28 protein-coding genes are annotated in these 23,888 nt (G+C 70.9%); 15 read left to right on the top strand and 13 right to left on the bottom strand.

All coding sequences use genetic code 11. From position 1 onward, the window contains the following. Window positions 1–188 precede the first annotated feature (188 nt). The 6 genes from ACI2L1_RS29935 (at window position 189) to ACI2L1_RS29910 (ending at window position 4,008) form a co-directional block, all read left to right on the top strand. On the top strand, window positions 189–548 hold the full coding sequence (locus ACI2L1_RS29935) for a zinc ribbon domain-containing protein YjdM (RefSeq protein WP_404742516.1): 360 nt from the start codon (window positions 189–191) through the stop codon (window positions 546–548). Window positions 549–709: 161 nt separating this feature from the next. Beyond that, on the top strand, window positions 710–1,051 hold the full coding sequence (locus ACI2L1_RS29930; RefSeq protein WP_404742515.1) for an ArsR/SmtB family transcription factor: 342 nt from the start codon (window positions 710–712) through the stop codon (window positions 1,049–1,051). After that, window positions 1,048–2,772, top strand: coding sequence for a SulP family inorganic anion transporter (locus tag ACI2L1_RS29925; RefSeq protein WP_404742514.1), 1,725 nt, complete (start codon window positions 1,048–1,050; stop codon window positions 2,770–2,772). The genes ACI2L1_RS29930 and ACI2L1_RS29925 overlap by 4 nt, the downstream gene beginning before the upstream one ends. After that, window positions 2,769–3,176, top strand: a complete 408-nt coding sequence (locus ACI2L1_RS29920; RefSeq protein WP_404742513.1) for a pyridoxamine 5'-phosphate oxidase family protein — start codon at window positions 2,769–2,771, stop codon at window positions 3,174–3,176. The genes ACI2L1_RS29925 and ACI2L1_RS29920 overlap by 4 nt, the downstream gene beginning before the upstream one ends. Next, window positions 3,176–3,601, top strand: a complete 426-nt coding sequence (locus tag ACI2L1_RS29915) for an ATP-binding protein (RefSeq protein WP_404742512.1) — start codon at window positions 3,176–3,178, stop codon at window positions 3,599–3,601. Before ACI2L1_RS29920 ends, ACI2L1_RS29915 begins: the two co-directional genes overlap by 1 nt. Window positions 3,602–3,639: 38 nt before the next feature. Then, window positions 3,640–4,008, top strand: coding sequence for an anti-sigma factor antagonist (locus ACI2L1_RS29910; protein WP_404742511.1), 369 nt, complete (start codon window positions 3,640–3,642; stop codon window positions 4,006–4,008). A 199-nt stretch (window positions 4,009–4,207) separates the two neighbouring features. Here ACI2L1_RS29910 and ACI2L1_RS29905 read toward each other — a convergent pair whose 3' ends face one another. Together ACI2L1_RS29905 and ACI2L1_RS29900 are read right to left on the bottom strand one after the other, a co-directional pair. Next, entirely contained in the window at window positions 4,208–4,564 is a 357-nt protein-coding gene (locus tag ACI2L1_RS29905; protein WP_404742510.1) for a hypothetical protein, read from the bottom strand. A 101-nt stretch (window positions 4,565–4,665) separates the two neighbouring features. Then, on the bottom strand, window positions 4,666–4,851 hold the full coding sequence (locus tag ACI2L1_RS29900; protein WP_404742509.1) for a hypothetical protein: 186 nt from the start codon (window positions 4,849–4,851) through the stop codon (window positions 4,666–4,668). A 239-nt stretch (window positions 4,852–5,090) separates the two neighbouring features. Here ACI2L1_RS29900 and ACI2L1_RS29895 point away from each other — a divergent pair, with 239 nt between their 5' ends. The 8 genes from ACI2L1_RS29895 (at window position 5,091) to ACI2L1_RS29860 (ending at window position 12,869) form a co-directional block, all read left to right on the top strand. Then, on the top strand, window positions 5,091–5,441 hold the full coding sequence (locus tag ACI2L1_RS29895) for an ArsR/SmtB family transcription factor (protein ID WP_404742508.1): 351 nt from the start codon (window positions 5,091–5,093) through the stop codon (window positions 5,439–5,441). Window positions 5,442–5,628: 187 nt separating this feature from the next. Next, window positions 5,629–6,111: an NADH-quinone oxidoreductase subunit B family protein gene (locus tag ACI2L1_RS29890; RefSeq protein WP_404742507.1), complete on the top strand. Its 483-nt coding sequence runs from the start codon at window positions 5,629–5,631 to the stop codon at window positions 6,109–6,111. A gap of 405 nt (window positions 6,112–6,516) precedes the next feature. Next, the gene (locus ACI2L1_RS29885) at window positions 6,517–8,121 is read left to right on the top strand and encodes a proton-conducting transporter membrane subunit (RefSeq protein ID WP_404742506.1); all 1,605 of its coding nucleotides are present in this window, start codon (window positions 6,517–6,519) and stop codon (window positions 8,119–8,121) included. Window positions 8,122–8,131: 10 nt separating this feature from the next. After that, on the top strand, window positions 8,132–9,088 hold the full coding sequence (locus ACI2L1_RS29880; RefSeq protein ID WP_404742505.1) for a respiratory chain complex I subunit 1 family protein: 957 nt from the start codon (window positions 8,132–8,134) through the stop codon (window positions 9,086–9,088). Continuing rightward, window positions 9,085–9,777: a hypothetical protein gene (locus ACI2L1_RS29875; RefSeq protein ID WP_404742504.1), complete on the top strand. Its 693-nt coding sequence runs from the start codon at window positions 9,085–9,087 to the stop codon at window positions 9,775–9,777. Before ACI2L1_RS29880 ends, ACI2L1_RS29875 begins: the two co-directional genes overlap by 4 nt. Next, window positions 9,777–10,277 (top strand): hypothetical protein, encoded by a 501-nt coding sequence (locus tag ACI2L1_RS29870; protein WP_404742503.1) that lies wholly within the window; start codon window positions 9,777–9,779, stop codon window positions 10,275–10,277. The genes ACI2L1_RS29875 and ACI2L1_RS29870 overlap by 1 nt, the downstream gene beginning before the upstream one ends. Next, window positions 10,238–11,383, top strand: coding sequence for a proton-conducting transporter membrane subunit (locus ACI2L1_RS29865; protein ID WP_404742502.1), 1,146 nt, complete (start codon window positions 10,238–10,240; stop codon window positions 11,381–11,383). Before ACI2L1_RS29870 ends, ACI2L1_RS29865 begins: the two co-directional genes overlap by 40 nt. A gap of 4 nt (window positions 11,384–11,387) precedes the next feature. Further along, window positions 11,388–12,869: an NADH-quinone oxidoreductase subunit C gene (locus ACI2L1_RS29860; protein ID WP_404742501.1), complete on the top strand. Its 1,482-nt coding sequence runs from the start codon at window positions 11,388–11,390 to the stop codon at window positions 12,867–12,869. 27 nt (window positions 12,870–12,896) lie between these two features. Here ACI2L1_RS29860 and ACI2L1_RS29855 read toward each other — a convergent pair whose 3' ends face one another. From ACI2L1_RS29855 to ACI2L1_RS29810, 10 genes are all read right to left on the bottom strand, one after another. Further along, a complete protein-coding gene (locus ACI2L1_RS29855) occupies window positions 12,897–13,058 on the bottom strand; it encodes a GNAT family N-acetyltransferase (RefSeq protein WP_404742500.1) in 162 nt (53 codons plus the stop codon). A gap of 38 nt (window positions 13,059–13,096) precedes the next feature. Beyond that, window positions 13,097–13,243, bottom strand: coding sequence for a DUF6126 family protein (locus tag ACI2L1_RS29850; protein WP_404742499.1), 147 nt, complete (start codon window positions 13,241–13,243; stop codon window positions 13,097–13,099). 40 nt (window positions 13,244–13,283) lie between these two features. Then, on the bottom strand, window positions 13,284–13,763 hold the full coding sequence (locus ACI2L1_RS29845; RefSeq protein WP_404742498.1) for an ATP-binding protein: 480 nt from the start codon (window positions 13,761–13,763) through the stop codon (window positions 13,284–13,286). Next, entirely contained in the window at window positions 13,760–14,098 is a 339-nt protein-coding gene (locus ACI2L1_RS29840; protein WP_404742497.1) for an ArsR/SmtB family transcription factor, read from the bottom strand. The genes ACI2L1_RS29845 and ACI2L1_RS29840 overlap by 4 nt, the downstream gene beginning before the upstream one ends. 5 nt (window positions 14,099–14,103) lie before the next feature. Further along, window positions 14,104–14,292 (bottom strand): hypothetical protein, encoded by a 189-nt coding sequence (locus tag ACI2L1_RS29835; protein WP_404742496.1) that lies wholly within the window; start codon window positions 14,290–14,292, stop codon window positions 14,104–14,106. Between the two features lie 280 nt (window positions 14,293–14,572). Beyond that, window positions 14,573–15,208 (bottom strand): vitamin K epoxide reductase family protein, encoded by a 636-nt coding sequence (locus ACI2L1_RS29830; RefSeq protein ID WP_404742495.1) that lies wholly within the window; start codon window positions 15,206–15,208, stop codon window positions 14,573–14,575. After that, window positions 15,205–15,975, bottom strand: a complete 771-nt coding sequence (narI, locus tag ACI2L1_RS29825) for a respiratory nitrate reductase subunit gamma (protein ID WP_404742494.1) — start codon at window positions 15,973–15,975, stop codon at window positions 15,205–15,207. Before narI ends, ACI2L1_RS29830 begins: the two co-directional genes overlap by 4 nt. Continuing rightward, window positions 15,972–16,763 (bottom strand): nitrate reductase molybdenum cofactor assembly chaperone, encoded by a 792-nt coding sequence (narJ, locus tag ACI2L1_RS29820; protein WP_404742493.1) that lies wholly within the window; start codon window positions 16,761–16,763, stop codon window positions 15,972–15,974. Before narJ ends, narI begins: the two co-directional genes overlap by 4 nt. Next, the gene (gene narH, locus ACI2L1_RS29815) at window positions 16,760–18,283 is read right to left on the bottom strand and encodes a nitrate reductase subunit beta (protein WP_404742492.1); all 1,524 of its coding nucleotides are present in this window, start codon (window positions 18,281–18,283) and stop codon (window positions 16,760–16,762) included. Before narH ends, narJ begins: the two co-directional genes overlap by 4 nt. Before the next feature lies 1 nt (window position 18,284). After that, window positions 18,285–21,983, bottom strand: coding sequence for a nitrate reductase subunit alpha (locus ACI2L1_RS29810; RefSeq protein WP_404742491.1), 3,699 nt, complete (start codon window positions 21,981–21,983; stop codon window positions 18,285–18,287). Window positions 21,984–22,387: 404 nt separating this feature from the next. Here ACI2L1_RS29810 and ACI2L1_RS29805 point away from each other — a divergent pair, with 404 nt between their 5' ends. Beyond that, window positions 22,388–23,221 carry a hemerythrin domain-containing protein gene (locus ACI2L1_RS29805; protein WP_404742490.1) on the top strand — a complete coding sequence of 278 codons (834 nt, stop codon included), beginning with the start codon at window positions 22,388–22,390 and terminating at the stop codon, window positions 23,219–23,221. On the opposite strand, the gene ACI2L1_RS29800 is transcribed toward ACI2L1_RS29805, so the two are convergent. Next, window positions 23,128–23,322 (bottom strand): helix-turn-helix domain-containing protein, encoded by a 195-nt coding sequence (locus ACI2L1_RS29800; RefSeq protein WP_404742489.1) that lies wholly within the window; start codon window positions 23,320–23,322, stop codon window positions 23,128–23,130. The genes ACI2L1_RS29805 and ACI2L1_RS29800 overlap by 94 nt on opposite strands. Window positions 23,323–23,888 lie beyond the last annotated feature (566 nt).

The following is a 23,888-nucleotide window of genomic DNA, read 5'->3' as shown; positions in this document are numbered from 1 at the left end:
TTCGAGGCGTCCCCATTTCTCACACCCGGAACCCGCCGCACCGCACCTGCCCCCAACCCCGCTGTCCCCACGACAGCAGGACTGTTGGGGCCGCCACGGAAATGTCAGTGATTCCGACACGGGAAGGCCACCTGCGGTCGCCGTCCCGTCACGTCAGGGCGGCGGCCGAGCCCGGATACCCTGGCCGGGTGATCGAGAATCTTCCTCCCTGTCCGAAGTGCTCCTGTGAGTACACCTACGAAATGAACGCCCTCGTGGTGTGTCCCGAGTGCGGCCACGAATGGGTTCCCGCCGAGACCGGTGCCGAGGGCGGCTCCCCTGCCGGAGAGCCTGTCATCAAGGACGCTGTCGGCAATGTGCTGAGCGACGGGGACACCGTGGTCGTGGTCAAGGCGCTCAAGGTCAAGGGGAGTCCCTCGGGGATCAAGGCGGGTACCAAGGTGCGAGGCATCCGGCTGGTCGACGGGGTCGACGGTCACGACATCGACTGCAAGATCGAGGGCTTCGGGGCGATGCAGCTCAAGTCCAGCGTGGTCAAGAAGGCCTGATCCGCGCCTCGCAGGGTTCGCGGGGCAGCACCCTGATGCGGAATTGCAAAATTTCGCAATTGGTTAGATGCTGTGTTGGCTGTGTCCGCAGGTAGCCGCGGGCACAGCCTTACGTTGCCTGCCCCGGGGTGGGGTGTCGTCCGGGGAAAGAGGGGCCCGTCGTGTCTGTTCCGCTGTACCAGGCCAAGGCCGAGTTCTTCCGGATGCTGGGGCATCCCGTGCGGATACGGGTCCTGGAGCTGCTGCAGGACGGGCCGATGCCCGTGCGGGACCTGCTGGCCGCGATCGAGGTGGAGTCGTCCAGCCTGTCGCAGCAGCTGGCGGTGTTGCGCCGCTCGGGCATCCTCACCTCGACTCGCGAGGGCTCGACAGTCGTCTACGCGCTGGCCGGCGGAGACGTGGCCGACCTGCTGACGGCCGCGCGGCGGATCCTGACCGAGATGCTGGCCGGGCAGAACGAGCTGCTGGCCGAGCTGCGGGAATCCGAGGTCACCGCCCGATGAGCGCATTCCTCGGCCGGGCGTGGGCCCGGATCGCTCTGCTGCTGCCCGCTCGCGCCGATCTGGCGGAGATGGGACGGGATCCGCGCCGTGACCTGCTCGCCGGGCTGACCGTCGCCATTGTCGCGCTGCCCCTCGCGCTGGGCTTCGGCGTTTCGTCCGGGCTGGGTGCGGAGGCGGGGCTGGCTACCGCGGTGGTCGCGGGCGCGCTCGCCGCCGTCTTCGGCGGGTCGAATCTGCAGGTGTCCGGGCCGACCGGCGCGATGACCGTTGTCCTGGTGCCGATCGTCGGCCAGTACGGGCCGACCGGTGTGCTCGCGGTCGGGCTGATGGCGGGCGTCATGCTCGTCACGCTGGCAGCGGTGAAGGCCGGACGCTACATGCAGTACGTGCCCGCGCCGGTGGTCGAGGGCTTCACCCTCGGCATCGCCTGCGTGATCGGACTTCAGCAGATCCCGAACGCGCTCGGCGTGCCCAAACCCGAGGGCGACCGCGTCCTGGTAGTCACCTGGCGGGCCTTCGAGGAGTTCGCGAAGTCCCCGAACTGGACCGCGGTCGCCTTCGCGGTCGCGGTGGCCGCGGTCATGCTCGTCGGCGCCCGGTGGCGGCCGACCGTCCCGTTCTCCATTGTCGCGGTGATCGCCGCCACCGTTGTGGCGCAGGCCGCCGGTCTGGACGCGGCCGAGCCGATCGGCGACCTGCCGTCCGGGCTGCCCGCACCTTCGCTTTCCTTCCTCGACCTCGGAGCGCTGGGCTCCCTGCTCGCCCCGGCGGTCGCGGTCGCCGCGCTGGCTGCCCTGGAGTCGTTGCTGTCCGCCTCGGTGGCGGACGGCATGACCGTCGGGCAGCAGCACGACCCCGACCGCGAGCTGTTCGGGCAGGGCCTGGCCAACATCGCCGCCCCGCTGTTCGGCGGGGTCCCGGCGACGGGCGCGATCGCCCGCACCGCGGTCAATGTCCGTACCGGCGCGAGCTCCCGTCTCGCCGCGCTCACGCACGCCGCCATCCTCGCGGTGATCGTCTTCGCGGCGGCGCCCCTCGTGTCGAAGATCCCGCTCGCCGCTCTCGCCGGTGTGCTGCTGGCCACGGCGATCCGCATGGTCGAGGTCGGCTCGCTGCGGGCGATGGCGAAGGCCACCCGGTCCGACGCGGTGATCCTCGTCCTGACGGCGGTCGCGACGCTGGCCCTGGACCTGGTCTACGCCGTCATCATCGGTCTGGTCGTGGCCGGCGCCCTCGCCCTGCGTGCCGTGGCCAAGCAGGCCCGCTTCGACCAGGTGCCGCTCGACCGGGGGGACCACAGTGCCGAGGAGCACGCGCTGCTGGCTGAGCACATCGTCGCCTATCGCATCGACGGTCCGCTGTTCTTCGCCGCCGCCCACCGCTTCCTGCTGGAGCTGACCGAGGTGGCCGATGTCCGGGTGGTGATCCTGCGCATGTCGCGGGTGTCGACCATGGACGCCACCGGCGCCCTCGTCCTGAAGGACGCGGTGGAGAAGCTGAGGAGGCGCGGCATCCTCGTCCTGGCCTCCGGCATCCGCCCGGGGCAGCGCCAGGTCCTCGACTCCGTCGGCGCGCTGGAGCTGCTGCGGCACGAGGGCCGGGAGTACGCCACCACCCCTGAGGCGATCCGGGGCGCCCGGAGCCATCTGGAGTGCGCCGGGCTTCTGCCGGCCGGTCCCGTGCCGAAGCCGCGAACCGCTGACGAGGAAGTCCTTCGATGAGTACGTCCCCTGCCCCTCTTCGTATGGTCGAGGTTTCCGGTGCGGAGGCCCTGTGGCTGCTGGAGGGCAGCAGCCTGGGCCGGCTGGTGTACGTACCGCGCGACGTGACCGTGATCCGGCCCGCCCGCCACGTGTGGGAGTACGGCCGCCTGGTCGTCCGTACGCCGGCCCCGGCCACCGCGGTCCCCGCGACGGCGACGTACCACGTGGACGAGATCCGTGCCGTGCACGGCACCGGCTGGACCGTCACCGCTTCCGGACGGGCCGAGGTGATCACCGACCGCGACGAGGCCGCCCATTACCGGCGCACCCTGTCCGGCTGGACGTACGGGCCGCACGACACGGTCCTGCGGATCCACCCCCAGACGGTGACCGGCTTCCGCCTCGCCCGCGCGGAGGCGTGATGGCCACGCGGCTCGAAGCCCTGCCCTACCGGCACGTGGTCACGCTGCCCACCGAGCCGTCCGCCGTACGGATAGCCCGCGAGACGGCCGAGCAGGCCCTGGTCGAGTGGCGGATCGGACTACGGCACCCCACGGTGGACCCGGCCCTGCTGATCCTCAGCGAGCTGGTCACCAACACCGTCAGGCACGCCGCCGTGCTCTCCCCGAAGCTCACCGTGATCTACGCGGCGGGAGCGGACTGCCTGGCCTTCGCGGTGCACGACCGCCACCCCTACCAGCCCCCGCTGTACGGCGCGGTGACCAGCAACGGCACCGGCGGGCTGGCCACCGTCATGGAGCTCACCCTCGCCCTGGGCGGCACCGCGGCCGTCCGCGGCGACGCCGACGGCCAGGGCAAGAGCATCTGGATCACCCTGCCCCTCTGACCCGACCGGCACCGCACCCGCGCAAGGAAGTTCCCCGCATGACCATCGACTGGCGCTACACCGTCGAGGAGAACCTCGGCATCCTCTCCGTTGCCGGATACCTGGGCCCGGAGGCGGTCCACCGCTTCTCCGGCGCGGTCGGCTGGGCCCTGGCCCGCGGCACCGGCCCGGTCATCGTGCACCTGAGCGAGCTGCGCGGCTGGTCGGCCGAGGGGCAGCTGGCGATCACCGAGGCCGCCCGCCGTCTCGCCGACGCGGGCCGCAGCCTGGAACTGGCCGCGATCCCCGCCGACGGCTCCCTCGTCCCGGCGGGCGACGGTCCGGACATCCCGGTCCACTCCGACCTGGCCGCCGCCCTCGCCGCGCACAGCATGGGGCGTGGGGAGCAGGCGGAGGGGCCGCCATGAGTGGCGCACCACGGGCCGGCTTCGCGGCTGCCGCCTCGGCGGAGAGCGGGCCCGCTGTCTGGGCATGCAGCTCGGAGACGAGGGCTCCGGCACCGAGCAGGTCCTCCAGGGCGGGGCGCGGGCTGCCGTCCGGCCACAGTTCGCCGGCGGCGATCACGGCGACGGGATGCTCGGGGGTGTCGTAGCCGCGGTCGGTGAGTCAGCTGCTGACGGCGGTGACGTTGCGCAGGCAGGCGGCGACCAGCCGGAATCGGGGCGGTGTAGCCGCCGCGATTGCTGCGCCGTTCGGGGAGGGCAGCACCAGGCGGACCACATAGGGCGCGCGGCGCAGGTGGGCCGGGGAGAGGGACCACGGGTTGGCGGGTGTGACGGCGCGGCGATGGACAGCGAGCCGCGCACCGGACCGCGTGGCGTACACGGCGGCGGCCTTCTCGGCCGCGTCCCGCCTGGCACTGCCCGCGGGGCCGTCCGGCAACCAGAACGGAAGGATCCGGGTGCCCTGCTGGACAGCGACGCCGACCGCCGTCGTGAACGACAGCACGTCGACCACGACCACAGCGGCCGAGGCTGCGGCCAGACATCCCGCCCCGGCGGGTCCCTACTCGAAGCGGATTCCGCTGCCGGACTGGTCGGCCCAGTCACCCATCACTTACCCCTTCAGCCGCCGTCGGCGTCCGGACCGGGGTGCGTGAGTGGGCGGCCGAAGGACAGCTTGAGCATGCGCGCGTTGCCGCAGCGCGGGCAGATGCCGTCCGGGCCGACCGCGGTGGGGCGGCACTTGAGGCGGCAGGCCGGGCACTTGAGCCAGGTGACTCCCAGGCCGCGCAGCGGGGTGATTCTCACCGATGCCTCCCTCACATCACATATGGACTTGCTAATCTTAGCAATTCCTGAAGGTTGTCACTGGTCTCGTTGTCGGATCCGGGCGGCCTGGCTCCCTCCTGTTGTGCGGTTTCGGCCCGGCCGGTGTCGCAAGCGAGGATGGGCCGCATGTGTGTGACAGGTGAGTGGACACGATGCGCGATGGTGGGGCAGGCAGGACGGATACCGGCACGGTCCTGTGCCGGGGAGGGGGCGGCACAGTGACCGCGCCGCTGTACCAGTTGAAGGCCGAGTTCTTCAAGACGCTCGGGCACCCGGCCCGTATCCGGGTCCTGGAGCTGCTGAGCGAGCGCGAGCACGCGGTCGCCGAGATGCTGCCCGAGGTCGGCATCGAGCCCGCACACCTCTCTCAGCAGCTGGCGGTACTGCGCCGGGCGAACCTGGTGGTGACCCGCAAGGAGGGCTCGACCGTGTACTACTCGCTGACCAGCCCGCACATCGCGGAACTGTTGCGGGTGGCCCGCACCATTCTGTCCGGGGTGCTGGCCGGGCAGGCCGAACTGCTCGCCGATCTCCAGGCGGCCCAGCAGGAGGCGAAACCGCCGTCCTAGCGACGGCCCCGAAACGGCGGCCGTCTCCCTGGGGTTTGACAGCACTCCATGGCGACGGGAGACGGCCGCTCCAACCCCGTAAAGCCTCGCCGATATCGGCAAAGCGCAAGGAAAGTGCCGTAACTCCAACTGCAGATCACCCCGTTGGTGAACTGCGGAGATGTCCTCACCGGATCAGGGAGGGTTCATGGGCCTGCTGCGCAAGATCCGCGAGACCGGTCGGGTGGCCGAGCCCGCTCCGCCACGACCGGAGGGCGATGCCCCTCCGGGTGCGGGCGAGTTGGGCGGCTCGGTGCAGGTGCGGTGCGTAGATGCAGGGTCCTGCAACGGCTGCGAGATTGAGATCGCGGCGGCCTTCAATCCGGTGTACGACGCCGAGCGGTACGGGGCCCGGCTGGTGGCCTCGCCCAGGCATGCGGACGTGGCGCTGGTGACCGGGCCGGTGACCCGCAACATGGCCGAGCCGCTGCGGCGCACGGTCGCCGCGATGGGCGAGCCCCGGCTGGTGGTCGCGGTGGGGGACTGCGCGATCAACTGCGGGGAGTTCGCCGGCGGGTACGGCGTCGAGGGCGCCGTATCCGATGTCGTACCGGTGGACTTGGCGGTGCCCGGGTGCCCGCCGGAGCCGACGGAGATCGTGGCGGCGCTGCGGAGGGTGACCGGACGGTGAGTCTGATCCCGGCCGCCCTCGCGACGGCCAGCGCATTGGGCGGCGCGGGCGCGCTGGCCGGGTACGTGCTGCCGCCCCGGCTGCGCGTCGCGGTTGTGGGAGTGCTGACGGCAGGTGTGGGGATGAGCGGTGGCGCGGCGGGGGTGGCTGCAATGGGAGGCAGCGACTGGTCGGCCGCTTTCCCCCAGGTGTTGCCGCTGGCCGGGGCGCAGGTGGCGGTGGATGCGCTGGCGGGGCTGTTCATGGCGGTCGCGGGGGCCGTCGTAGCCGCTGTGGCGGTGTACGGCATCGGCTACGCCGGCGGGCATGGCCCGCACGGGCTCGCGTCCCGTACGGCGCAGGCGGTGCTGCCGTTGTTCGCGCTCACTCTGGTCCTGGTGCCGGTCGCGGCGTCGGTGGGAGCTGATGGCGCTCGCGTCGCTGCTGCTGGTGCTCGCCGAGCACAGGGAGCGCGCCTCGGTCCGGCAGGCGGGCGTCTGGTACGCGGTGATGACGCACCTCGGGCTGGTGCTGCTGCTGGCCGGTTTCGCCCTGTTCGCCGCGCAGGCGGGCGGGGAGACCTTCGCCGCGCTGCGGGCGGGCGTGCAGGACGTGTCGCCGACGGTGCGGGGGCTGGTGTTCGTGCTGGTCGCGGCGGCGTTCGCGTCGAAGGCAGGTGCGGTGCCGCTGCACGTCTGGCTGCCGCGCGCGCATCCCGAAGCGCCCAGCCCGGTCTCGGCGTTGATGAGCGCGGCCATGGTCAACCTCGGCGTCTACGGCCTCGTCCGTACCGGCCTCGACCTGCTTGGCGGTGGCCCGGCCTGGTGGTGGCTGGGGTTGATAGCGGCGGGCGGCGCCAGCGCGGTGTTCGGGATCCTGCAGGCGGCGATGGCCGCCGATCTGAAGCGGCTGCTGGCGTACTCGACGAGCGAGAACATGGGTCTGGTGCTGATCGGGGTCGGGGCGTCCGGGCTGTTCGCCGCCTACGGTGACCGGCAGCTCGCGGCACTGGCCCTGGCGGCCGCGCTGCTGCATGTGGTCAACCATGCCGCGTTCAAGGCCCTGTTGTTCTGCGCGGCCGGCTCGGTGCTGCGGGCGACCGGCCTGCGGGACCTGGACCGGCTGGGCGGGCTGCGCTCCAAGATGCCGGCCACGGCAGGGCTGTTCGCGCTGGCCGCGCTCGGCGCGGTGGCGCTGCCGCCGGGCAACGGGTTCATCAGCGAGTGGCTGCTGCTGCAGTCCCTGATCCACGGACTCCAGGTGCCGGGGGGCGCGGTGGCCGTCGTGCTGCCGCTGTCGGTGGCGCTGATCGCGTTGTCCGCGGGGATCGCCGCGGCCGCCTTTGTGAAGGCCCTCGGCGTGGGGTTCTTCGCCCGGCCCCGCAGTGAACCGGCCGCCTCGGCGAAGGAGGCACCACCGCTCATGCTCGTAGGGATGGGGCTGCTCGGGGTGTGGTGCGCGGCCCTGGCGTTGGTGCCCGGGCTGCTGGGTGACGGCCTGGACCGGGCCGTGGGCGCGACCGGGCTGCCCGGCGGCGAGGCGGTGTCGGGTGGTGGGCTGAAGGTGCGGCTCGCTGATGTGTCCGCGTTGCTGTCGCCGCTGTGGGTGGTGGCCGCGCTCGCCGCCGCGCTGACGCTGGCCGCCGGGCTGCCCCGGCTGTACGGGCGCCGGCGGCGCCGTGTGAACGCCCGGCTGTGGGACTGCGGAGGCGGCGCACCGACCCCGCGCATGGCGTATACGGCGACCTCGTTCGCCGAGCCCTTGCAGCGGGTCTTCGACGACGTCCTCGCGCCGGAGCAGGACGTGGACGTCACCCCGGTGCGCGAGTCGGCGTATCTGGTGGAGCGGGTGCGCTTCCAGCGGCGGGTGCCCGACCGGATCGAACCCCGGCTGTACGAACCGGTGCTGGCCGCCCTGTCGGGGGCCGGGCGGGCCGCGCGGCGACTGGCGGGCGGCAGCGTCCACCTCTATCTCGGCTACGGCTTCGCCGGCCTGGTCGTGCTGCTCTTGGTGTTGGCGGTGGGCTGGTGAGAGTGAACAGATGAGTACTGTCGGATACGCGGCCATGGTCGGCCAGATCGTCGTCGTCGGCGCCGGGGCGCCCCTGCTGACCGGATGGATGCGGCAGGTCCGGGCCCGCCTCGAAGGGCGCGCCGGGGCCGGGGTGCTCCAGCCCTGGCGGGACACGCGCAAGCTGCTGCGCAAGGAGCCCATCACCCCGGTGGGGACCGGGCCCACCTTCCGCGCCGCGCCCGCCCTGCTGGTCGCCACCACCGTCGTGGCCACAGCCCTGGTGCCGGTGCTGTCCACCGACACCCCGGTCAGCTCCCACGCGGACCTCATTCTGGTGGTCGCACTGATCGCGCTCGGCACCCTCGCTCTCGCCCTGGCCGGGCTGGACACCGGCACCGCGTTCGGCGGGATGGGCGCCTCCCGGGAGATGACGGTCGCCGCGCTGGTGGAGCCGACCATCCTGCTGTCGGTGTTCGCCCTGTCGATACCGGCCGGGACGACCAACATCCCGGCCATCGTCAACGGCGCCGTGGACGAGCCGGCCCGCCTCGCCTCACCGGCCGGACTGCTGGCCACGGCCGCGCTGGCGGTGGCGGTGCTCGCGGAGACCGGACGGATCCCGGTCGACAACCCCTCCACCCACCTCGAACTCACCATGATCCACGAGGCGATGGTGCTGGAGTACGCGGGACCCGACCTGGCACTGGTCGAACTCGGCGCCCAGATGCGGCTCACCCTGCTGCTCGGGCTGCTGTCCTCGCTGTTCGTGCCGTGGGGCATCGCGACCAGCGCCTCCTGGGCGGGCGTGGTGGTGGCGCTGGCGCTGTTCGCGGTGAAGGTCGTGCTGCTGGGCGCGATGCTCGCGGCGGCCGAGGTGTTCTGGGCCAAGGTCCGGCTGTTCCGGGTGCCGGAACTGCTCGCCGGGTCCTTCTTGTTGGCGCTGCTCGCGGTGACCGCCTCGTACTTCCTGAACGGAGTGTCATGAGTGAGGGCCTCTACATCCAGCTCCTCGACCTGGCCTGCGGCGCCTTCCTGCTGGCTGCCGTCGTCGTACTGTGGCGGCGCGAACTCACCGCGATCGTCCGGATCTTCGCCCTGCAGGGCATGGCCCTGACCGCCGTCGCCGTCCTGCTCGGCGCGCACGAACAGCGCTGGGACCTGGTCGGCGTCGGGATCGGCATCGGACTGCTCAGGGCGGGCGTGCTGCCGTATCTCATGCGCCGTGCCCTGGCCGCACTCACCGAGGACCGGCAGCGCTACGGCACCGGCGGATCCGAGACCCGGGAAACGCAGCCGCTCGTCAACATCGCCGCCTCGCTGCTGACCGCGGCCCTGCTGACGCTGCTCGCCTACGTAGTGGCCCGCCCCCTGACCGAGCTGAACCCGACGCCGGCCACCCGCGCCCTGCCCGTCGGCCTGGCCGTCGTGCTGATCGGCTTCTTCGTCCTGGTGACCCGCAGGCGGGCGCTCGCCCAGGTGGTCGGCTTCCTGCTGCTCGACAACGGCATCACCGCCACCGCATTCCTCGCCACCTCCGGTGTGCCGCTGATCGTCGAACTCGGCGTTTCCTTCGACGTGCTGCTCGCGGTGCTCGTGCTGCAGATCCTCACCACCCGGATGCGGGCGGCGTTCGGCACGACCGACATCGACGACCTGCGGGAGCTGCACGACTGATGAACGACACAGCTCTGCTGACCGCGCCCGCCGCCGTGCCGCTGGTCGTCGCGGGCGCGTACGGGCTGACCGGACTGCGCACCCGCCGCCCGGCCACCACCGTGCTGCCCAGAGCCCGACAGCCCGTGCCCGCGGGGAAGGCGCCCGTCGTGGTGGCGGAGCGCCCCGAACCCGAGCCGGGGCCCGAACCCGTAGCGCGGCTGCACGCCGCCGACTGGGCAGGTCTCCTCTCACCCGCCGTGATCCTCACCTGCGGGAGCCTGCTCGCCGTGTCCGTCCTCGCCGACGGACCACGGCGGGCGTACTCCGGGCTGCTGCGCGCGGACGCGCTCACCGCATGGATGCTGCTGGTGGTCGGTGCCGTCGCGTTGATCGCCTGCGGGTCGGCCCCGGCGTACCTGGCGGGCGAACGGGCGCCGGGCGGGCGGACGACCGTACCGTGTGGCGCTATCACTTTCTGGTGCAGGCGTTCCTGGCCGCGATGTGCCTGGCGGTGGTGACCGCCAACCTGGGCGTGCTGTGGGTGGCGGTCGAGGCCACCACCATCGTCACCGCTTTCCTCGTCGGCCACCGCCACACCCGTACGTCGGTGGAGGCGGCCTGGAAGTACGTCGTGATCTGCTCGGCCGGCATCGCGCTCGCCTTCCTCGGCACCGTCCTGATCTACTACGCGGCCCGGCAGGCGGGCATCGCCGAGGCGTGGGCGCTCGACTGGCCCACCCTCGTCGCCCGCGCCGACCGCCTCGACCCAGCGGTCACCCGGCTCGGCATCACGCTCGTGATCCTCGGCTTCGGCGCCAAGGCCGGTCTCGTCCCGTTGCACGCCTGGCTCCCCGATGCCCACAGCCAGGCGCCCGCGCCGGTCTCCGCGCTGATGTCGGGCGTGCTGCTGTCCGTCGCCTTCGCCGCGGTCCTGCGCTACCGGGTCATCGCGGACGCGGCCCTCGGCCCGGACTTCACCCGCGTGCTGCTGGCCGGGATCGCCCTGCTCACCCTCGCGCTTGCGGCCGGGCTGCTGCTCGCCCAGCGCGACTACAAGCGGATGCTCGCCTACTCGTCCATGGAGCACATGAGCCTGATCGCCCTGGCCACGACCATCGGCAGCCGGCTCGCCCTGTCCGCCGCGCTCCTGCACATCGCCGGGCACGGACTCGCCAAGTCCGTCGCCTTCTGCGCCTCCGGCCGCATCCTCCAGATCACCGGCACGACGCGGATCGGACGGGTCCGCGGACTGCTGGCCCGGGCTCCCGTGCCAGCCGGGGCGTTCGCCCTCTCGGGCGTGGCGCTGCTGGCGTTCCCGCCCTTCAGCCTCTTCGCCTCCGAACTCGGCATCGCCCGGACCGGGTTCGCCGCGGGCGGCGGCCTCGCCTGGGCCACGGCGGCGGCCCTGCTGCTCGTCCTGATCGCCTTCGCCGCGCTCGCCGCCCGCACCGCCCGGATGCTGCTCGGCCCCGCCCCGACGGGACCCGCAGGAGCCGAGGGAGCCGAGGGGTCGGGCGTGTGGCCCCTCGTCCTGGGCCTGGCCGCCTGCGCCGCCCTGGGCGTGGCCACCGGACCGCTCACCGACCTGCTGTACGCCGCCGCCCAGGCGATCGGAGGCCACTGAAGCGATGCGCACGACATACCAGGTCAGCCCTGCCGCACTGCCCCAGCACGCCGAGGACCTCCTCGCCCAAGGCCACCGACTCGCCCTGGTCGCCGCCCACATCGACGGCACCGGCCCGCGCGTGGTGTACCTGTTCGTGGCTGGCCCGCCCGACACCCGAACCGAACTCCACGTCCGCCTCAACCCCGACCACCCCGAGGTCCCCTCCCTCGCCCACCTCTCCTTCCCCGCAGGCCGGTTCGAACGCGAGATGCGCGACCTGTTCGGCATCGTCCCCCTCGACCACCCCCTCCCACGCCGCCTCGTACGCCACTTCCACTGGCCCCGCGGCTGGTACCCGATGCTCCCCGACGCAGGCCCACCACCCGCCTTCGGCGAACAGGAAGGCCCCTACCCCTTCCTGGAAGTGGAGGGCGACGGCGTCTACGAGATCCCGGTCGGCCCGGTGCACGCCGGGCTCATCGAACCAGGCCACTTCCGCTTCTCCGTCGTCGGCGAGACCATCCTCAAACTCAAGGCGCGCCTCTGGTTCGTCCACAGGGGTGTGGAAAAGCTGTTCCAAGGACTGTCGATCGCCGCCGGCATCCCGCTCGCCGAGCGCATCAGCGGCGACACGGCGGTCGGCCACGCCCTCGCCTACTGCCTGGCCGTCGAGGAGGCCACCGGCACCGAGGTCCCGCCCGAGGCCCAGCGTGCCCGGGCGATGCTCCTCGAACTGGAACGGATCCACAACCACATCGCCGACCTCGGCCTGCTCTGCAACGACGTCGGCCACGGCATCCTCAACGCCCACGCCCAGCGCATCCGCGAACAACTCCTGCGCCTCAACCGCCAGATCACCGGCCACCGCCTGCTGCGCGGCGGAGTCGTCCCCGGCGGCACGGCCCTGCACGCGCTGCCCGACCCCGCCCAACTGAACGCGATCGGCACCGACATCCGCGAGATCACCGACCTCGCCCTCGGCCACTCCACCGTCCGCGACCGCTTCACCGGCACCGCCGTCCTCAACACCGACGCCGCCCGGGAGATCGGCTGCCTCGGCTACGTCGCCCGCGCCAGCGGCCTGCACGGCGACGCCCGCATCGCGCACCCTTTCACGCCGTACGACACCGGGCTCGACGTCCCCGTCCACGACAGCGGCGACGTCCTGGCCCGCTTCCTGGTCCGCGCCGAGGAGATCGACACTTCCCTTGCCCTGATCGAGCAGTTCGCCGACGGCCTCGCTGCCCCCGGGGCCGTCCTGGGGACCTCGCCGGGACCAGGCGCTGGCCCTCGCACCGGCGTGGGGCTCGTGGAGGGCTGGCGAGGCACCATCGCCACCCGCGTCGAACTCACTACAGACGGAACCCTGGCCCGGGTGAAGCCGGTCGACCCGTCCTTCTTCAACTGGCCCGCCCTGCCCGTAGCGTTGGCGGACACGATCGTCCCGGACTTCCCGCTGACCAACAAGAGCTTCAACCTCTCCTACGCGGGCAACGACCTGTAGCGGGCCCCGGCCAACCGCCGGATGCCGCTAGAGGTCCCCTTGGACGAGGGAGTGCAGGTGCTCGTCGTGCCGGCCGTCCTCGTGCAGCAGTGCGCTGCGCATCGTGCCCTCGAACGCGTAACCGGCCTTGGCCGCCACCAGGCAGGACGCCAGGTTCGCGGTCGAGTGGCACAGCCGCAGACGGTGCAAGCCCAGATCCCGAAGGGCCCGCCGGCTGACATGGCGGGTCACTTGGGGGCGTGCTCGCCCAGGTAGAACAGCAGCATGATGAATCCCGCGATCAGGTGTGTGCCGAAGATGTAGAAGAAGGCGCGCAGTGCGACACCGCGCTCCTTCTGATCCTCCGCGTCCCGGCCCTTGCGAACGTCGCTCACCGTGTCCATGCCCTTCGTCGTCGTGGCCTGTCCCGTGTGCTCAGGAGGGGATCTCGAACCGTACGAGGACGACCTTGCCGTCGTGATCGACGGCCGGCTCGGCGCTCAGGTCGCCGTCGTAGTCGGCGGCCAGCTCGGCCACCATCCGCAACCCCGCCCCCGTGCCCTCCAGCGTGAGATCCGGCATACGCGGCTCGGCATCAGCGACGCTGACGACCAACTGGTCACCGGCGACCGCTATCCCCACCTCCGCCAGCGGCGAGCCCGGGGCATGCCGCAGCACGTTGGTGACCAGCTCACTGACCACCAGCAGCACGGTGTCGGCGAAGGCGGACTCAGGGGCGACACCGGCCTCGCCCAGGTGGCCGGCCACCGCTTCCCGGGCCTCGCGCACCGCATCGGGCCCCACGCGCACCGAGGTGACGTGCCGCCGCACGGGTGGCCGGAGGTGCTCGACGGCCGCCGTGGGCCTGCCGCGATGCCAGGGGAGCCGGAACCGATGGGAGTCTCCGCCCGTCACTGTGTGGTCTCCGTCCGGCGCAGTTCGTCGAGCAGATCCTGCTGGCCGGCCAACAGCACGGACAGGATCCGGCGTGCCGCGGCCAGCAACTCGGCGACGTCTCCGCCGGCCAGCTCGTAGACCACCGTCGACCCGGTACGCGTCGCGGTCACGATGCCGGAGCGGCGCAGCACGGCCAGCTGCTGCGACAGGTTCGACGGCTCGACCTCGATCGCCGCGAGCAGATCACGGACCGGCTTCGGCCCGTCCTGCAGCAGTTCCAGTACCCGGATGCGCACGGGGTGTCCCAGCATCCGGAAGAACTCCGCCTTCGCCTCATACAGGGGAACAGGCACCCGGATCACTCCCCTTCCACCTCGACGGCGCCGACCTCGACCCCGTGCCGCCGCGCCACCCGCACCGCGTCATCCAGCTCGTCCTGGGCCACCGCCACGGAATAGGCGTCCCCGGCCTCCAGCGCCACTTCGAGAACCGCCCGCGCCTGGCGCACCCGCTCCAGCAGTGCCTCGGCGAACACGGACCCGCCCATCCGGGCCTCCTCCCCGACGGCCGTACTTCACGGCAACTAGTGAATTGAAGAACTCTTCAAGCCTAGTCCACCCTGAGGTGCCGCGGATCCACTCACAACGACCGTTGACCTCTCGCAGCGAAGGTTGATCGATTCTCAGCGAAGGCCGGTGACCGGCACTCGTTCTCACCATGGCCCGGTGCACCCCCAGGCATGTCTCCTCCAACCACCTACGTCGTCCATGATCGTCGTTCTCTCGTTTGTGTGACCTGCGAGTGGCCTGTGCGGAGTGCGTCGGTGGTTACAGCAGGCTGCTCCAGTACGGCCAGAAGCGGGTGAGGACGAGCAGCCCGATCACCCCGTACCAGGCGCCGAGGAGCATCCAGTGGGTGTCTCGGACGATGTACAGGACGCCCTGGGGTACCGGGATGATCCCGCCTTCCAGGCAGTGCACAGTGATGTACCAGAACAGGGCGATGGTGACGACCCAGACGATGGCGCAGTAGGGGCAGAGCTTGTTGAGCTCGTAGAGCGACTGGCCGATCAACCAGTGGACGAACACCACACCCACCAGCGCCCCGGCGTCCAGCGTGAGCCACAGCCGACGATGCAGGCGCGCCCCGGAGAGCGCGGCGATGCCCAGGGCGGTCACGGCGGCGAAGGCACCCAAGCCGAGCAGCATGTTGGGGAAGCCGAACAGGCTGCCCTGCGGACTGGACATGACGCTGCCACAGCTCACGACGGGGCTGATGTTGCAGGGCGGTTGGTAGGCGGGGTCGCGCAACAGCCGCCAGTCGTCCACGGTGAGCTGGAAGGAGGCGAGCCAGCCGGCGATCCCGGCGGGGACCAGCACCCATCCGGTTCGAGGACCCGCGGCCACCGTGTGCGGGCGCCGAGTGGCCGCGGTGCCCGGTGCGAGGGCGGGTCCGTGAGTCATGCGGCTCGCCGGGAGCCGGAGGCCGGCCGGGTCCGGCCGCCTGCCTTCGGCGCTGCTGCCGGTGTGGCCCGCCGCCGGTAGACGAGATACGGGCGGGCCAGGTAACCGATGGGGGCGCTCCACACGTGGACCAGTCGGGTGAACGGCCAGGCCGCGAAGAGCAGGAAGGCGGTCAGGGCGTGCAGTTGGAACAGCAGCGGGGCTCCGGCGATGGCCTCGGGCTTGGGCTGGAGGACGAACAGGCCGCGGAACCAGACGGAAACGGTGGAGCGGTAGTCGTAGCCGGCGCCGAAGACGTTGTGGGCGGCGGTGGCGGTGATGCCGAGCAGGACGGTGGCGGACAGCAGCGGGAAGAGGAACTTGTCGCTGCGGTCGGTGCCGAGCCGGATCTGGCGGGTCAGCAGTCGGCGGGCGCACAGCATGCCGAGCCCTGCGACCATGGCGACGCCCGCAACTGAGCCCGCCCATACGGCAGTTGTGTGGTATGTGTGCTCGGTGATGCCGACGGCCTCGGTCCGCGCGTCGGGAATGGCGAGGCCCACGACATGTCCGGCGATCACCATGAAGGTGCCGAGGTGGAACAACGGGCTGCCCCAGCGCAGCCAGCGGTGTTCGAGGAGTTGGCTGGTGCGGGTGGTCCAGCCGAACTGGTCCTGCCGGTAGCGCCACACGTGCCCGACGGCGAGCACGGCGAGGCAGATGTAGGGGACGGCGACCCACAGGAGCAGATCGGCGCCGCTCGCCGAGGCGGAGAGCGAGGTGTTCATCGGTGTCCTTCCGTACGGCTGGGCGCGGCGGGCGGCACATGGGTCGGTGGAGCGGGCATCGGCGGTACGAAGGTGCCCGGCGGGGCGAACTCTCCGTCCCCGTATGTCCCGTAGGGGTCGAGGCCGACTTCCTCGTTCGGCGGGCCCTCGGCGACGAGCTGGGCCACCGCCGCGCGGTCGGCCTCGGTGGGCGGCGGCAGGAGGGTGAGCAGCGTGGCCAGGATGTGCTGGTACGGGGAGTCGGCGTCGGTCAGTGCGTGGTGGATCAGTTCAAGACCGCGCCGGTGTTGGCGCAGAGGTGCCTCGCCGCCGCCCGGGCCGGCGAGTGCGGCGAACTCCAGGACGACCGGGAGGTGGTCGGGCAGTTCGCCGCCGTCGGTGTCCCACCCCGCGGCCCGGAAGCGCTGGCTGAGGGTGAGCAGGGCCATGCCACGGCGGCGGGTGTCGCCGTGCAGGTAGTAGGTGAGGTAGAGGCTGCTCTTGCGGCGCAGGTCGAACATCTCAACGTAGTGCCGCTCCAGAGCCTCCGGTTCCTGGCCGGCGAACCAGGAGGTGAAGGCGGCCAGGTGCTCGGCGGCGGGCGAGGGCGGCAGTGCCTCGATGGTCGCGGTCAACACCGGGCGGGCGGTGGCCAGTTCGGCGTCTGGGTACTGCAGGAGCAGCGAGCACAGCCGCAGCAGCAGGGTGCGTGCCTCGGCCTCCTCGGGGGTGAGGCGGGCCAGGCGGCGTACGGCCGCGCGGACGCGGGTGCGGACGATGGCGGGCATGGTGGTGGGAAGCGGGCTCACGAACGGCCTCCAGTGGTGCTGCGGCGCAGGGTGGGGATGCCGAGCATCACCTTGCGGTCGGACGGTTCACCTGCGGACTCCACCGGGCAGCGGTTCTCCATCGCGGTCAGCGCGGCGGCGTCCTCCTTGTGCGCGGCGGGAACGACGTACCGGTCCTGGTACTTGGCCACGGCGAGGAGGCGGTGCAGATCCTCCGCCTCACGTGCGGTGAGACCCACCGCCTTGAGCGTGGCCTCGTCGCCGTCCTCACCGAGGGTGCGTTCGCGCATGTACGAGCGCAGGGCGGTGAGCTTCATGAGCACGCCGGCGACGACGTGGGTGTCTCCGGCTGTGAAGAGTTCCGCCAGGTACTCCAGCGGGATGCGCAGCCGGGTGACGGCCGCGAAGACGTGGTCGGGGTCGTCCTGGTTGCCGCCCGCCGCGTCGACGGCGTCCAGGACGGGCGAGAGCGGGGGCACGTACCAGACCATCGGCATCGTCCGGTACTCCGGGTGCAGCGGCAGCGCCACCTTGTAGCGCATGACCAGGTCGTACACGGGGGAGCGGCGGGCCGCCTCCAGCCAGTCCTCGGGGATGCCCGACTGCCGGGCCGCCGCGATCACTTCGGCGTCGTTCGGGTCGAGGAAGACACCGCGCTGGGCGTCGAGGAGGTCCTGCCCGTCCGGGGTGGCCGCCGCCTCGCCGACGCGGTCGGCGTCGTACAGCAGCAGACCCAGGTAGCGCAGTCGTCCCACGCAGGTCTCGGAGCACACCGTCGGCTGGCCGGCCTCGATGCGCGGGAAGCAGAAGGTGCACTTCTCCGCCTTGCCGGTGGCGTGGTTGACGTACACCTTCTTGTACGGGCATGCCGTCACGCACATGCGCCAGCCGCGGCAGCGGTCCTGGTCGACCAGGACGATGCCGTCCTCGACTCGCTTGTACATCGCGCCCGACGGGCAGGCAGAGACACAGGCCGGGTTGAGGCAGTGCTCGCACAGGCGGGGCAGGTGGAAGAGGAAGGTCTGCTCGAACTCGAACTTGACCTTCTCCGCCCACTCACCGCTCAGGTTCGGGTCGCCGCCGGCGTTCTCGGGGGCGCCGCCGAGGCCGTCCTCCCAGTTGGCGCCCCAGGTGATGGCGGTGGGTTTGCCGGTGAGGACCGAGCGGGGGCGGGCGACCGGGATGTCCTTGCCGGCCGGGGCGTTGACGAGGTTGTCGTAGTCGTAGGTGACCGGCTCGTAGTAGTCCTCGATGCTCGGCAGGTCGGGGTTGGAGAAGAGGGACAGGAGCCGCTTGATCCGGCCGCCGGAGCGCAGGACGAGACGTCCGCGCTTGTCGAGCATCCAGCCGCCCTTCCACTGTTCCTGGTCCTCGTAGCGGCGGGGGTAGCCGACGCCGGGCTTGGTCTCGACGTTGTTGAACCAGGCGTACTCGACGCCCGTGCGGTTGGTCCACGTCTGCTTGCAGGTGACCGAGCAGGTGTGGCAGCCGATGCACTTGTCGAGGTTCATCACCATCGCGATCTGGGCCATGACGCGCATGTCAGTACTCCACGTCCTGTGAGCGGCGGCGGATGACGGTGACCTCGTCGCGCTGGTTGCCGGTCGGGCCGTAGTAGTTGAAGGCGTAGGTGAACTGGGCGTAGCCGCCGGCGAGATGGGTGGGCTTGAGCAGGAGCCGGGTCAGGGAGTTGTGGATGCCGCCGCGCTTGCCGCTGACCTCGGTCTTCGGCACGTTCACGTTGCGGTCCTGGGCGTGGTACATGTACACGGTTCCCTCGGGCATGCGGTGGGTGACCACGGCCCGGGCGGCGACGACACCGTTGCGGTTGTACGCCTCGATCCACTCGTTGTCCTTGACGCCGATCTTTTCGGCGTCCTCCAAGGACATCCAGATCGTGGGTCCGCCACGGGACAGGTCGAGCATGTACTTGTTGTCCTGGTAGTTCGAGTGGATGGACCACTTGGAGTGCGGGGTCAGATAGCGGACGGTGACCTCCGCCCGGTCCTTGTCGTGCAGTTGCTCGTCGCCGTAGTGCCGGGGCGTGTTCAACGGCGGCCGGTAGACGGGCAGTTGCTCGCCGAGTTCAGTCATCCAGTCGTGCTGGACGAAGAAGTGCTGGCGGCCGGTGAGGGTGTGCCAGGGCTTCTTGTGCTCGGTGTTGATGACGAACGGCGAGTAGCGGCGCCCGCCCGTCTCCGAGCCCGACCACTCGTAGGAGGTCATCACGGAGCGGGGCTGGGTGCGGGTGTCGGCGAAGGTGATCCGCTCGGCCTCCCGCTCGGAGGCGAGCTCGACGAGCCCCTCGCTGCCGGTCTGCCGCTCCAGCTCACGGAAGCCTTCGGTGGCCAGGCGGCCGTTGGTGGTGCCGGACAGGGCGAGGATCGCCTCGCACATGTCGGAGGCGGTGGCGAGCGAGGGCCGTCCGGCGGCGACCCCGTCGCGTACGGTGCCGTTGCGGCGCCGCAGCTCGTCGATCTCCTGGTTCGGGTGGACGGTGACGCCCTTGGTGGTGGTGCCGAGGGTGTCGAGCAGCGGGCCGACGGCACGCATCTTCTGCGCGATCGCGGCATAGTCCCGCTCGATGACGACCAGCTTGGGCATGGTCCGCCCCGGGATCGGCTCGCACTCCCCGGTCTTCCAGTCCCGCACGACGCCGCCCGGCTGGGCGAGTTCGTCGGGGGTGTCGTGCAGCAGCGGCACCGCGAGGACGTCGGTACGGGTACCCAGGTGCTCGGCGGCGAGTTCGCTGAAGTTGTCGGCGATGGTCAGGAAGGTGTCGTAGTCGGTGCGGGCCTGCCAGGGTGGGGCGATGGCCGGGGTGAAGGCGTGCACGAAGGGGTGCATGTCCGTGCTGGACAGGTCGTCCTTCTCGTACCAGGTGGCGGCCGGCAGGACGACGTCGGCGAGAAGGCCGGTGGAGGTCATCCGGAAGTCCATGGTGACCAGCAGGTCGAGCTTGCCCTCGGGTGCCTCGTCCCGCCACACCACGTCCTTCGGTCGGTGCTCGGGCGGGGTCTCCTCGGAACGGACCGCCGCGTCGGTGCCCAGCAGGTGGCGCAGGAAGTACTCGTTGCCCTTGCCGGAGGAGCCCAGCAGGTTGGCCCTCCATACGGTCAGTACGCGGGGGAAGTTGGCCGGGTCGTCGGGGTCCTCGGCGGCGAACCGCAGCCGCCCCGACTTCAGCTCGTCGACGATGTGCTCGGCGACCTCCTTGCCCTGGGACCTCGCCTCGTCCGTCAGGTCGAGCGGGTTGCGGTTGAAGCCGGGGTGACCGGGCGTCCAGCCCAGCCGCACCGCCTGCGCCAGGCAGTCCGCGAACCCCTTGCCCGCGAATCGCCCATCCCCGAGCGGGGAAGCCAACTCCTGCGGGCCGAACGCCTCGTAGCGCCACTGGTCGGAGTTCAGGTACCAGTACGAGGTGCCCGCCATGTGCCGGGTGGGCCGCTGCCAGTCGAAGGCGAACGACAGGTGCTGCTGCCCGGTGACCGGGCGGACCTTCTCCTGGCCGACGTAGTGTGCCCAGCCGCCGCCGTTGACGCCCTGGCAGCCGGTCATGGTGGTGAGGGCCAGGAAGGCCCGGTAGATGGTGTCGGAGTGGAACCAGTGGTTGGTGCCGGCACCAAGTGCGATCATGGACCGGCCGTTGGTGCGCTCGGCGTTGCGCGCGAACTCCCGGGCGATCCGGGCCGCCTGCTCGGCAGGCACGGAGGTGATCGTCTCCTGCCAGGCCGGGGTGTAGGGCTCGGACGCGTCCTCGTACGACGACGGCCAGTTGCCCGGCAGACCCGGCCGCTTCACCCCGTACTGGGCGAGCATCAGATCGAAGACCGTGGTGACGAGCCGTCCGCTGATCCTGCGGACCGGAACGCCCCGGACCATGAACGAACCGCCCTCGGTGCCGCCCTCGTCGAACCGGGGCAGCGCGATCTCGACGGCGTCCTCGGCCCTCTCCAGCAGGCTCAACTCCGGTACCACATCGCCCAGTTCGAGATTCCAGCGGCCTCGCCCGGCCTCCCCCCACCGGAAGCCGAGCGAGCCGCCGGGGACCACCGGTTCGCCGGTGGCCCCGTCCAGGAGGACCGTCTTGAACTCGGCATGCTCGTCCTCATGGCCGAGATCGGCGGCGGTCAGGAACCCGTCGGGGACGAGTCCGTGGTCGTGCTCGCGCAGGGTCACCAGGAACGGCGCGTCGGTGAACTTGCGAAGGTAGTCCTGGAAGTACGGCACTTCACGGTCGATCAGGAACTCGCGCAGGATCACGTGCCCCATGGCCATCGCCAGCGCCCCGTCGGTGCCGGGGTGCGGGGCGAGCCACTCGTCGGCGTGCTTGACGTTGTCGGCGTAGTCGGGGCTGACCGCGACGACCTTGGTGCCGTTGTAACGGGTCTCGGTCAGGAAGTGCGCGTCGGGTGTGCGGGTCACCGGGATGTTGGAACCCCACATGATCAGATAGCCGGCGTTCCACCAGTCCGCCGCCTCCGGCACGTCCGTCTGGTCGCCGAAGACCTGCGGCGAGGCGATCGGAAGGTCCGCGTACCAGTCGTAGAACGACAGCAGCGTGCCGCCGATCAGCGAGTGGAACCGGGCACCGGCCGCGAAGGACGCCATCGACATCGCCGGGATGGGCGAGAAGCCCGCGACGCGGTCGGGACCGTACGCCTTGACGGTGTGGACCTGGGCGGCGGCGATCAGCTCGCTCACCTCGTCCCAGTCGGCGCGCACCAGGCCGCCCTTGCCGCGGGCCCGCTTGTACGCGCGGGCCTTCGCCGGGTCGCCGGTGATCTCGGCCCAGGCCGCCACCGGATCGCCGAGCCGCTTACGGGCCTCGCGCCACAGCTTCAGCAGCGCACCCCGCACATACGGGTAGCGGACCCGGCTGGGCGAGTACGTGTACCAGGAGAACGATGCCCCACGCGGGCACCCTCGCGGCTCGTACTCGGGGCAGTCCGCGCCGATCGACGGGTAGTCGGTGGCCTGGTGCTCCCAGGTGATGATGCCGTCCTTGACGTACACCATCCAGGAGCAGGAACCGGTGCAGTTCACGCCGTGCGTGGAGCGCACCACCTTGTCGTGTGCCCAGCGGTCCCGGTAGAAGCCCTCCCACTTCGGATCGCCCGTGCCGAACACGGCGCGTCCGTCGGCCGACACCTCGCTGCGCGTGAGCAGTCGACGGGCCGCCAGCGGCCAGCCTTCACCGGCGCTCGGCGCCTCACGCCGTGCTTTCTGATCGTTCTCCATGGCCCGGAACGCTAGGCGGCGCACCGTGTCCCCACCTGGGGCTGGCGGTCCCTGGGGGCTGGCCTTCCGGCCCAATATGGCTGCTCGCAATAGGGCCCAATGGTCCCGGTGGTCGGGCCCGGTCGGCCGGGGAGGCGGGTGTGGCCAGCGTTGCATGCTGGGCATTGATCGAACCGCAGATGCCCATCTGTACGACCGCATTCCGTTCCTGCCAGGCGGCCAATTCCCCCGTCCCTGGCTGCCGCAGGTGTAGCGCGTACGGTGCGTGGCGCCCGGTTCGGTCAGGCGTCCGGCCGCCCAGAGCGGCCGGACGCAGCATCCTCCTCCCCGGTGCCAACGCCCCGGAATGGCATACACACCCGCATCGGCCGACCGAGTCGGCCCGATCTGCTGGAGACACCGTCATGAGCGTGCTCACCCTCGCCTCGGACCCCGAGGACGCTGCGGCCCTTGAAGTCGTCGAGGCGCACCATGCCCGCCTGGCAGGGGAGCTGGCCGGACGGGTGACGATGCTGGTCACCGCCGCGCGCACTGACCCGAGCGCCGCGGAGAAGATCCGCGCCGGTCTCGTGGGCTTCTGCGACCGTTCGCTTCTGCCGCAGGCCGCCGCCAAGGAGGCCGCGCTCTACCCCGCCGCGCACGGCATGCACGAGGCCCGCCTGCTCATCGAGAGCCTGATCGGCGAACACCGCTGCCTCACCGCGCTCATCGACGCCCTGCGCGTCGAGCCCACCTCAGCGGATGCAGCGGCCGATGCCCGGGCCCTGCAGGTGCTCTTTGAGGAGCACCTGGCCAAGGAGAACGGCCTCGTGCTGCCCCTGCTCGCCATGACACCCGAGATCTCCCTCGCGGAGTTGCAGGCGGACATGCATCACCGGCTCGCCAACATCACACCTACCAGGGCCGTCGACGGACCCCAGGACAACGAGGAAGGACAGGACGTGCAGGACGAACTGCTGCGGCAAAGTGACTTAAGCGCTCTGCACAGCACCACTGTCGACGGCCGAAAGCCTTCCTTGGCTCACCGCACACGGGATGAAGAGTCAGACGCGGCATCACCGCAATCGTCGGCCGGCCCTCATGGTCGCAGCCGCGGCAGTCGACGAGGCCGTCAGGCCATCAGCGCGGCCTGCGGGCTGCCTGCCTATTCGGCCGCCAGGTGGTCAGCGAGTTCGCTCGGCGTGACATCGAGGGCCTTCGCAATGTCAACCACGGTGAGGATGCTGGGGTTTCGCTGACCGTGCTCGATGTAGATGAGACCGCGAAAGCTCAGGTCGCTTCTTTCGGCGAGCTGTTCGAGGCTGTAGCCGCGTTCTTCTCTGATTCTGCGGATCTGCATGCCGAGAGACAGGAGGCGGGGGTCAGGTGTCGTGTCACGGTCTTGCACAGTGTGAGACCACTTGCTGTCCGATCAAAGCGCCATGAACAGCTGTGCATAATCACATTCCGCGGTGGAAAGAGTTGCCCGTGGAAGCCCTGCACGCGGTACCCATGAAGCCACCAGGACAGACCGACAACAGCCCCCCGATGAAGCGTGAGGAAATATGTGCCCGACGGACTCGTCCCTTTCGACCGCTGGCACAAGAGATATCTGAAACCGAGCGAGGTGACCTCCCGCGCCCCTGCGGTACGAGCTTCCGACCTCTATATCTGACCGCTGACCGGGGACGAGGAATCCGCTGGCAGGCTCGTTACCTCGCGAACTCCGGAAAAGGACAGAGCTCATTCGCTACCTGGGGCATGGCCATGCACCATATGGCTGCGCTCACACCAGAAGCAGGAGGAATCGGCAAACCGAAAACAGTCAGTTTTGCGGACCACGAGGTCGGGCCGGAGGGCGGCTCGTGGATCAGGAATCGTGGTCAAGTGCCGTCGTCTGCGGTGCCGGCCCTCCAGACCGGCCGC

The sequence above is a fragment of the Streptomyces sp. NPDC019531 genome (genome assembly GCF_044903305.1).
Lineage (GTDB): Bacteria > Actinomycetota > Actinomycetes > Streptomycetales > Streptomycetaceae > Streptomyces.
The sequence above is the reverse complement of the archived record's forward strand: the minus strand, read 5'-3'. Positions and strand labels throughout refer to the sequence as shown.

Excerpts from the sequence above, each read along its gene's own strand:
- ACI2L1_RS29925 (WP_404742514.1), top strand. The coding sequence starts at position 1,048 with ATGAGCGCATTCCTCGGCCGGGCGTGGGCCCGGATCGCTCTGCTGCTG.
- ACI2L1_RS29920 (WP_404742513.1), top strand. The coding sequence starts at position 2,769 with ATGAGTACGTCCCCTGCCCCTCTTCGTATGGTCGAGGTTTCCGGTGCG.
- ACI2L1_RS29915 (WP_404742512.1), top strand. The coding sequence starts at position 3,176 with ATGGCCACGCGGCTCGAAGCCCTGCCCTACCGGCACGTGGTCACGCTG.
- ACI2L1_RS29910 (WP_404742511.1), top strand. The coding sequence starts at position 3,640 with ATGACCATCGACTGGCGCTACACCGTCGAGGAGAACCTCGGCATCCTC.
- ACI2L1_RS29890 (WP_404742507.1), top strand. The coding sequence starts at position 5,629 with ATGGGCCTGCTGCGCAAGATCCGCGAGACCGGTCGGGTGGCCGAGCCC.
- ACI2L1_RS29885 (WP_404742506.1), top strand. The coding sequence starts at position 6,517 with ATGGCGCTCGCGTCGCTGCTGCTGGTGCTCGCCGAGCACAGGGAGCGC.
- ACI2L1_RS29880 (WP_404742505.1), top strand. The coding sequence starts at position 8,132 with ATGAGTACTGTCGGATACGCGGCCATGGTCGGCCAGATCGTCGTCGTC.
- ACI2L1_RS29875 (WP_404742504.1), top strand. The coding sequence starts at position 9,085 with ATGAGTGAGGGCCTCTACATCCAGCTCCTCGACCTGGCCTGCGGCGCC.
- ACI2L1_RS29870 (WP_404742503.1), top strand. The coding sequence starts at position 9,777 with ATGAACGACACAGCTCTGCTGACCGCGCCCGCCGCCGTGCCGCTGGTC.
- ACI2L1_RS29860 (WP_404742501.1), top strand. The coding sequence starts at position 11,388 with ATGCGCACGACATACCAGGTCAGCCCTGCCGCACTGCCCCAGCACGCC.
- ACI2L1_RS29835 (WP_404742496.1), bottom strand. The coding sequence starts at position 14,292 with ATGGGCGGGTCCGTGTTCGCCGAGGCACTGCTGGAGCGGGTGCGCCAG.
- ACI2L1_RS29830 (WP_404742495.1), bottom strand. The coding sequence starts at position 15,208 with ATGACTCACGGACCCGCCCTCGCACCGGGCACCGCGGCCACTCGGCGC.
- narI (WP_404742494.1), bottom strand. The coding sequence starts at position 15,975 with ATGAACACCTCGCTCTCCGCCTCGGCGAGCGGCGCCGATCTGCTCCTG.
- narH (WP_404742492.1), bottom strand. The coding sequence starts at position 18,283 with ATGCGCGTCATGGCCCAGATCGCGATGGTGATGAACCTCGACAAGTGC.
- ACI2L1_RS29810 (WP_404742491.1), bottom strand. The coding sequence starts at position 21,983 with ATGGAGAACGATCAGAAAGCACGGCGTGAGGCGCCGAGCGCCGGTGAA.
- ACI2L1_RS29805 (WP_404742490.1), top strand. The coding sequence starts at position 22,388 with ATGAGCGTGCTCACCCTCGCCTCGGACCCCGAGGACGCTGCGGCCCTT.
- ACI2L1_RS29800 (WP_404742489.1), bottom strand. The coding sequence starts at position 23,322 with ATGCAGATCCGCAGAATCAGAGAAGAACGCGGCTACAGCCTCGAACAG.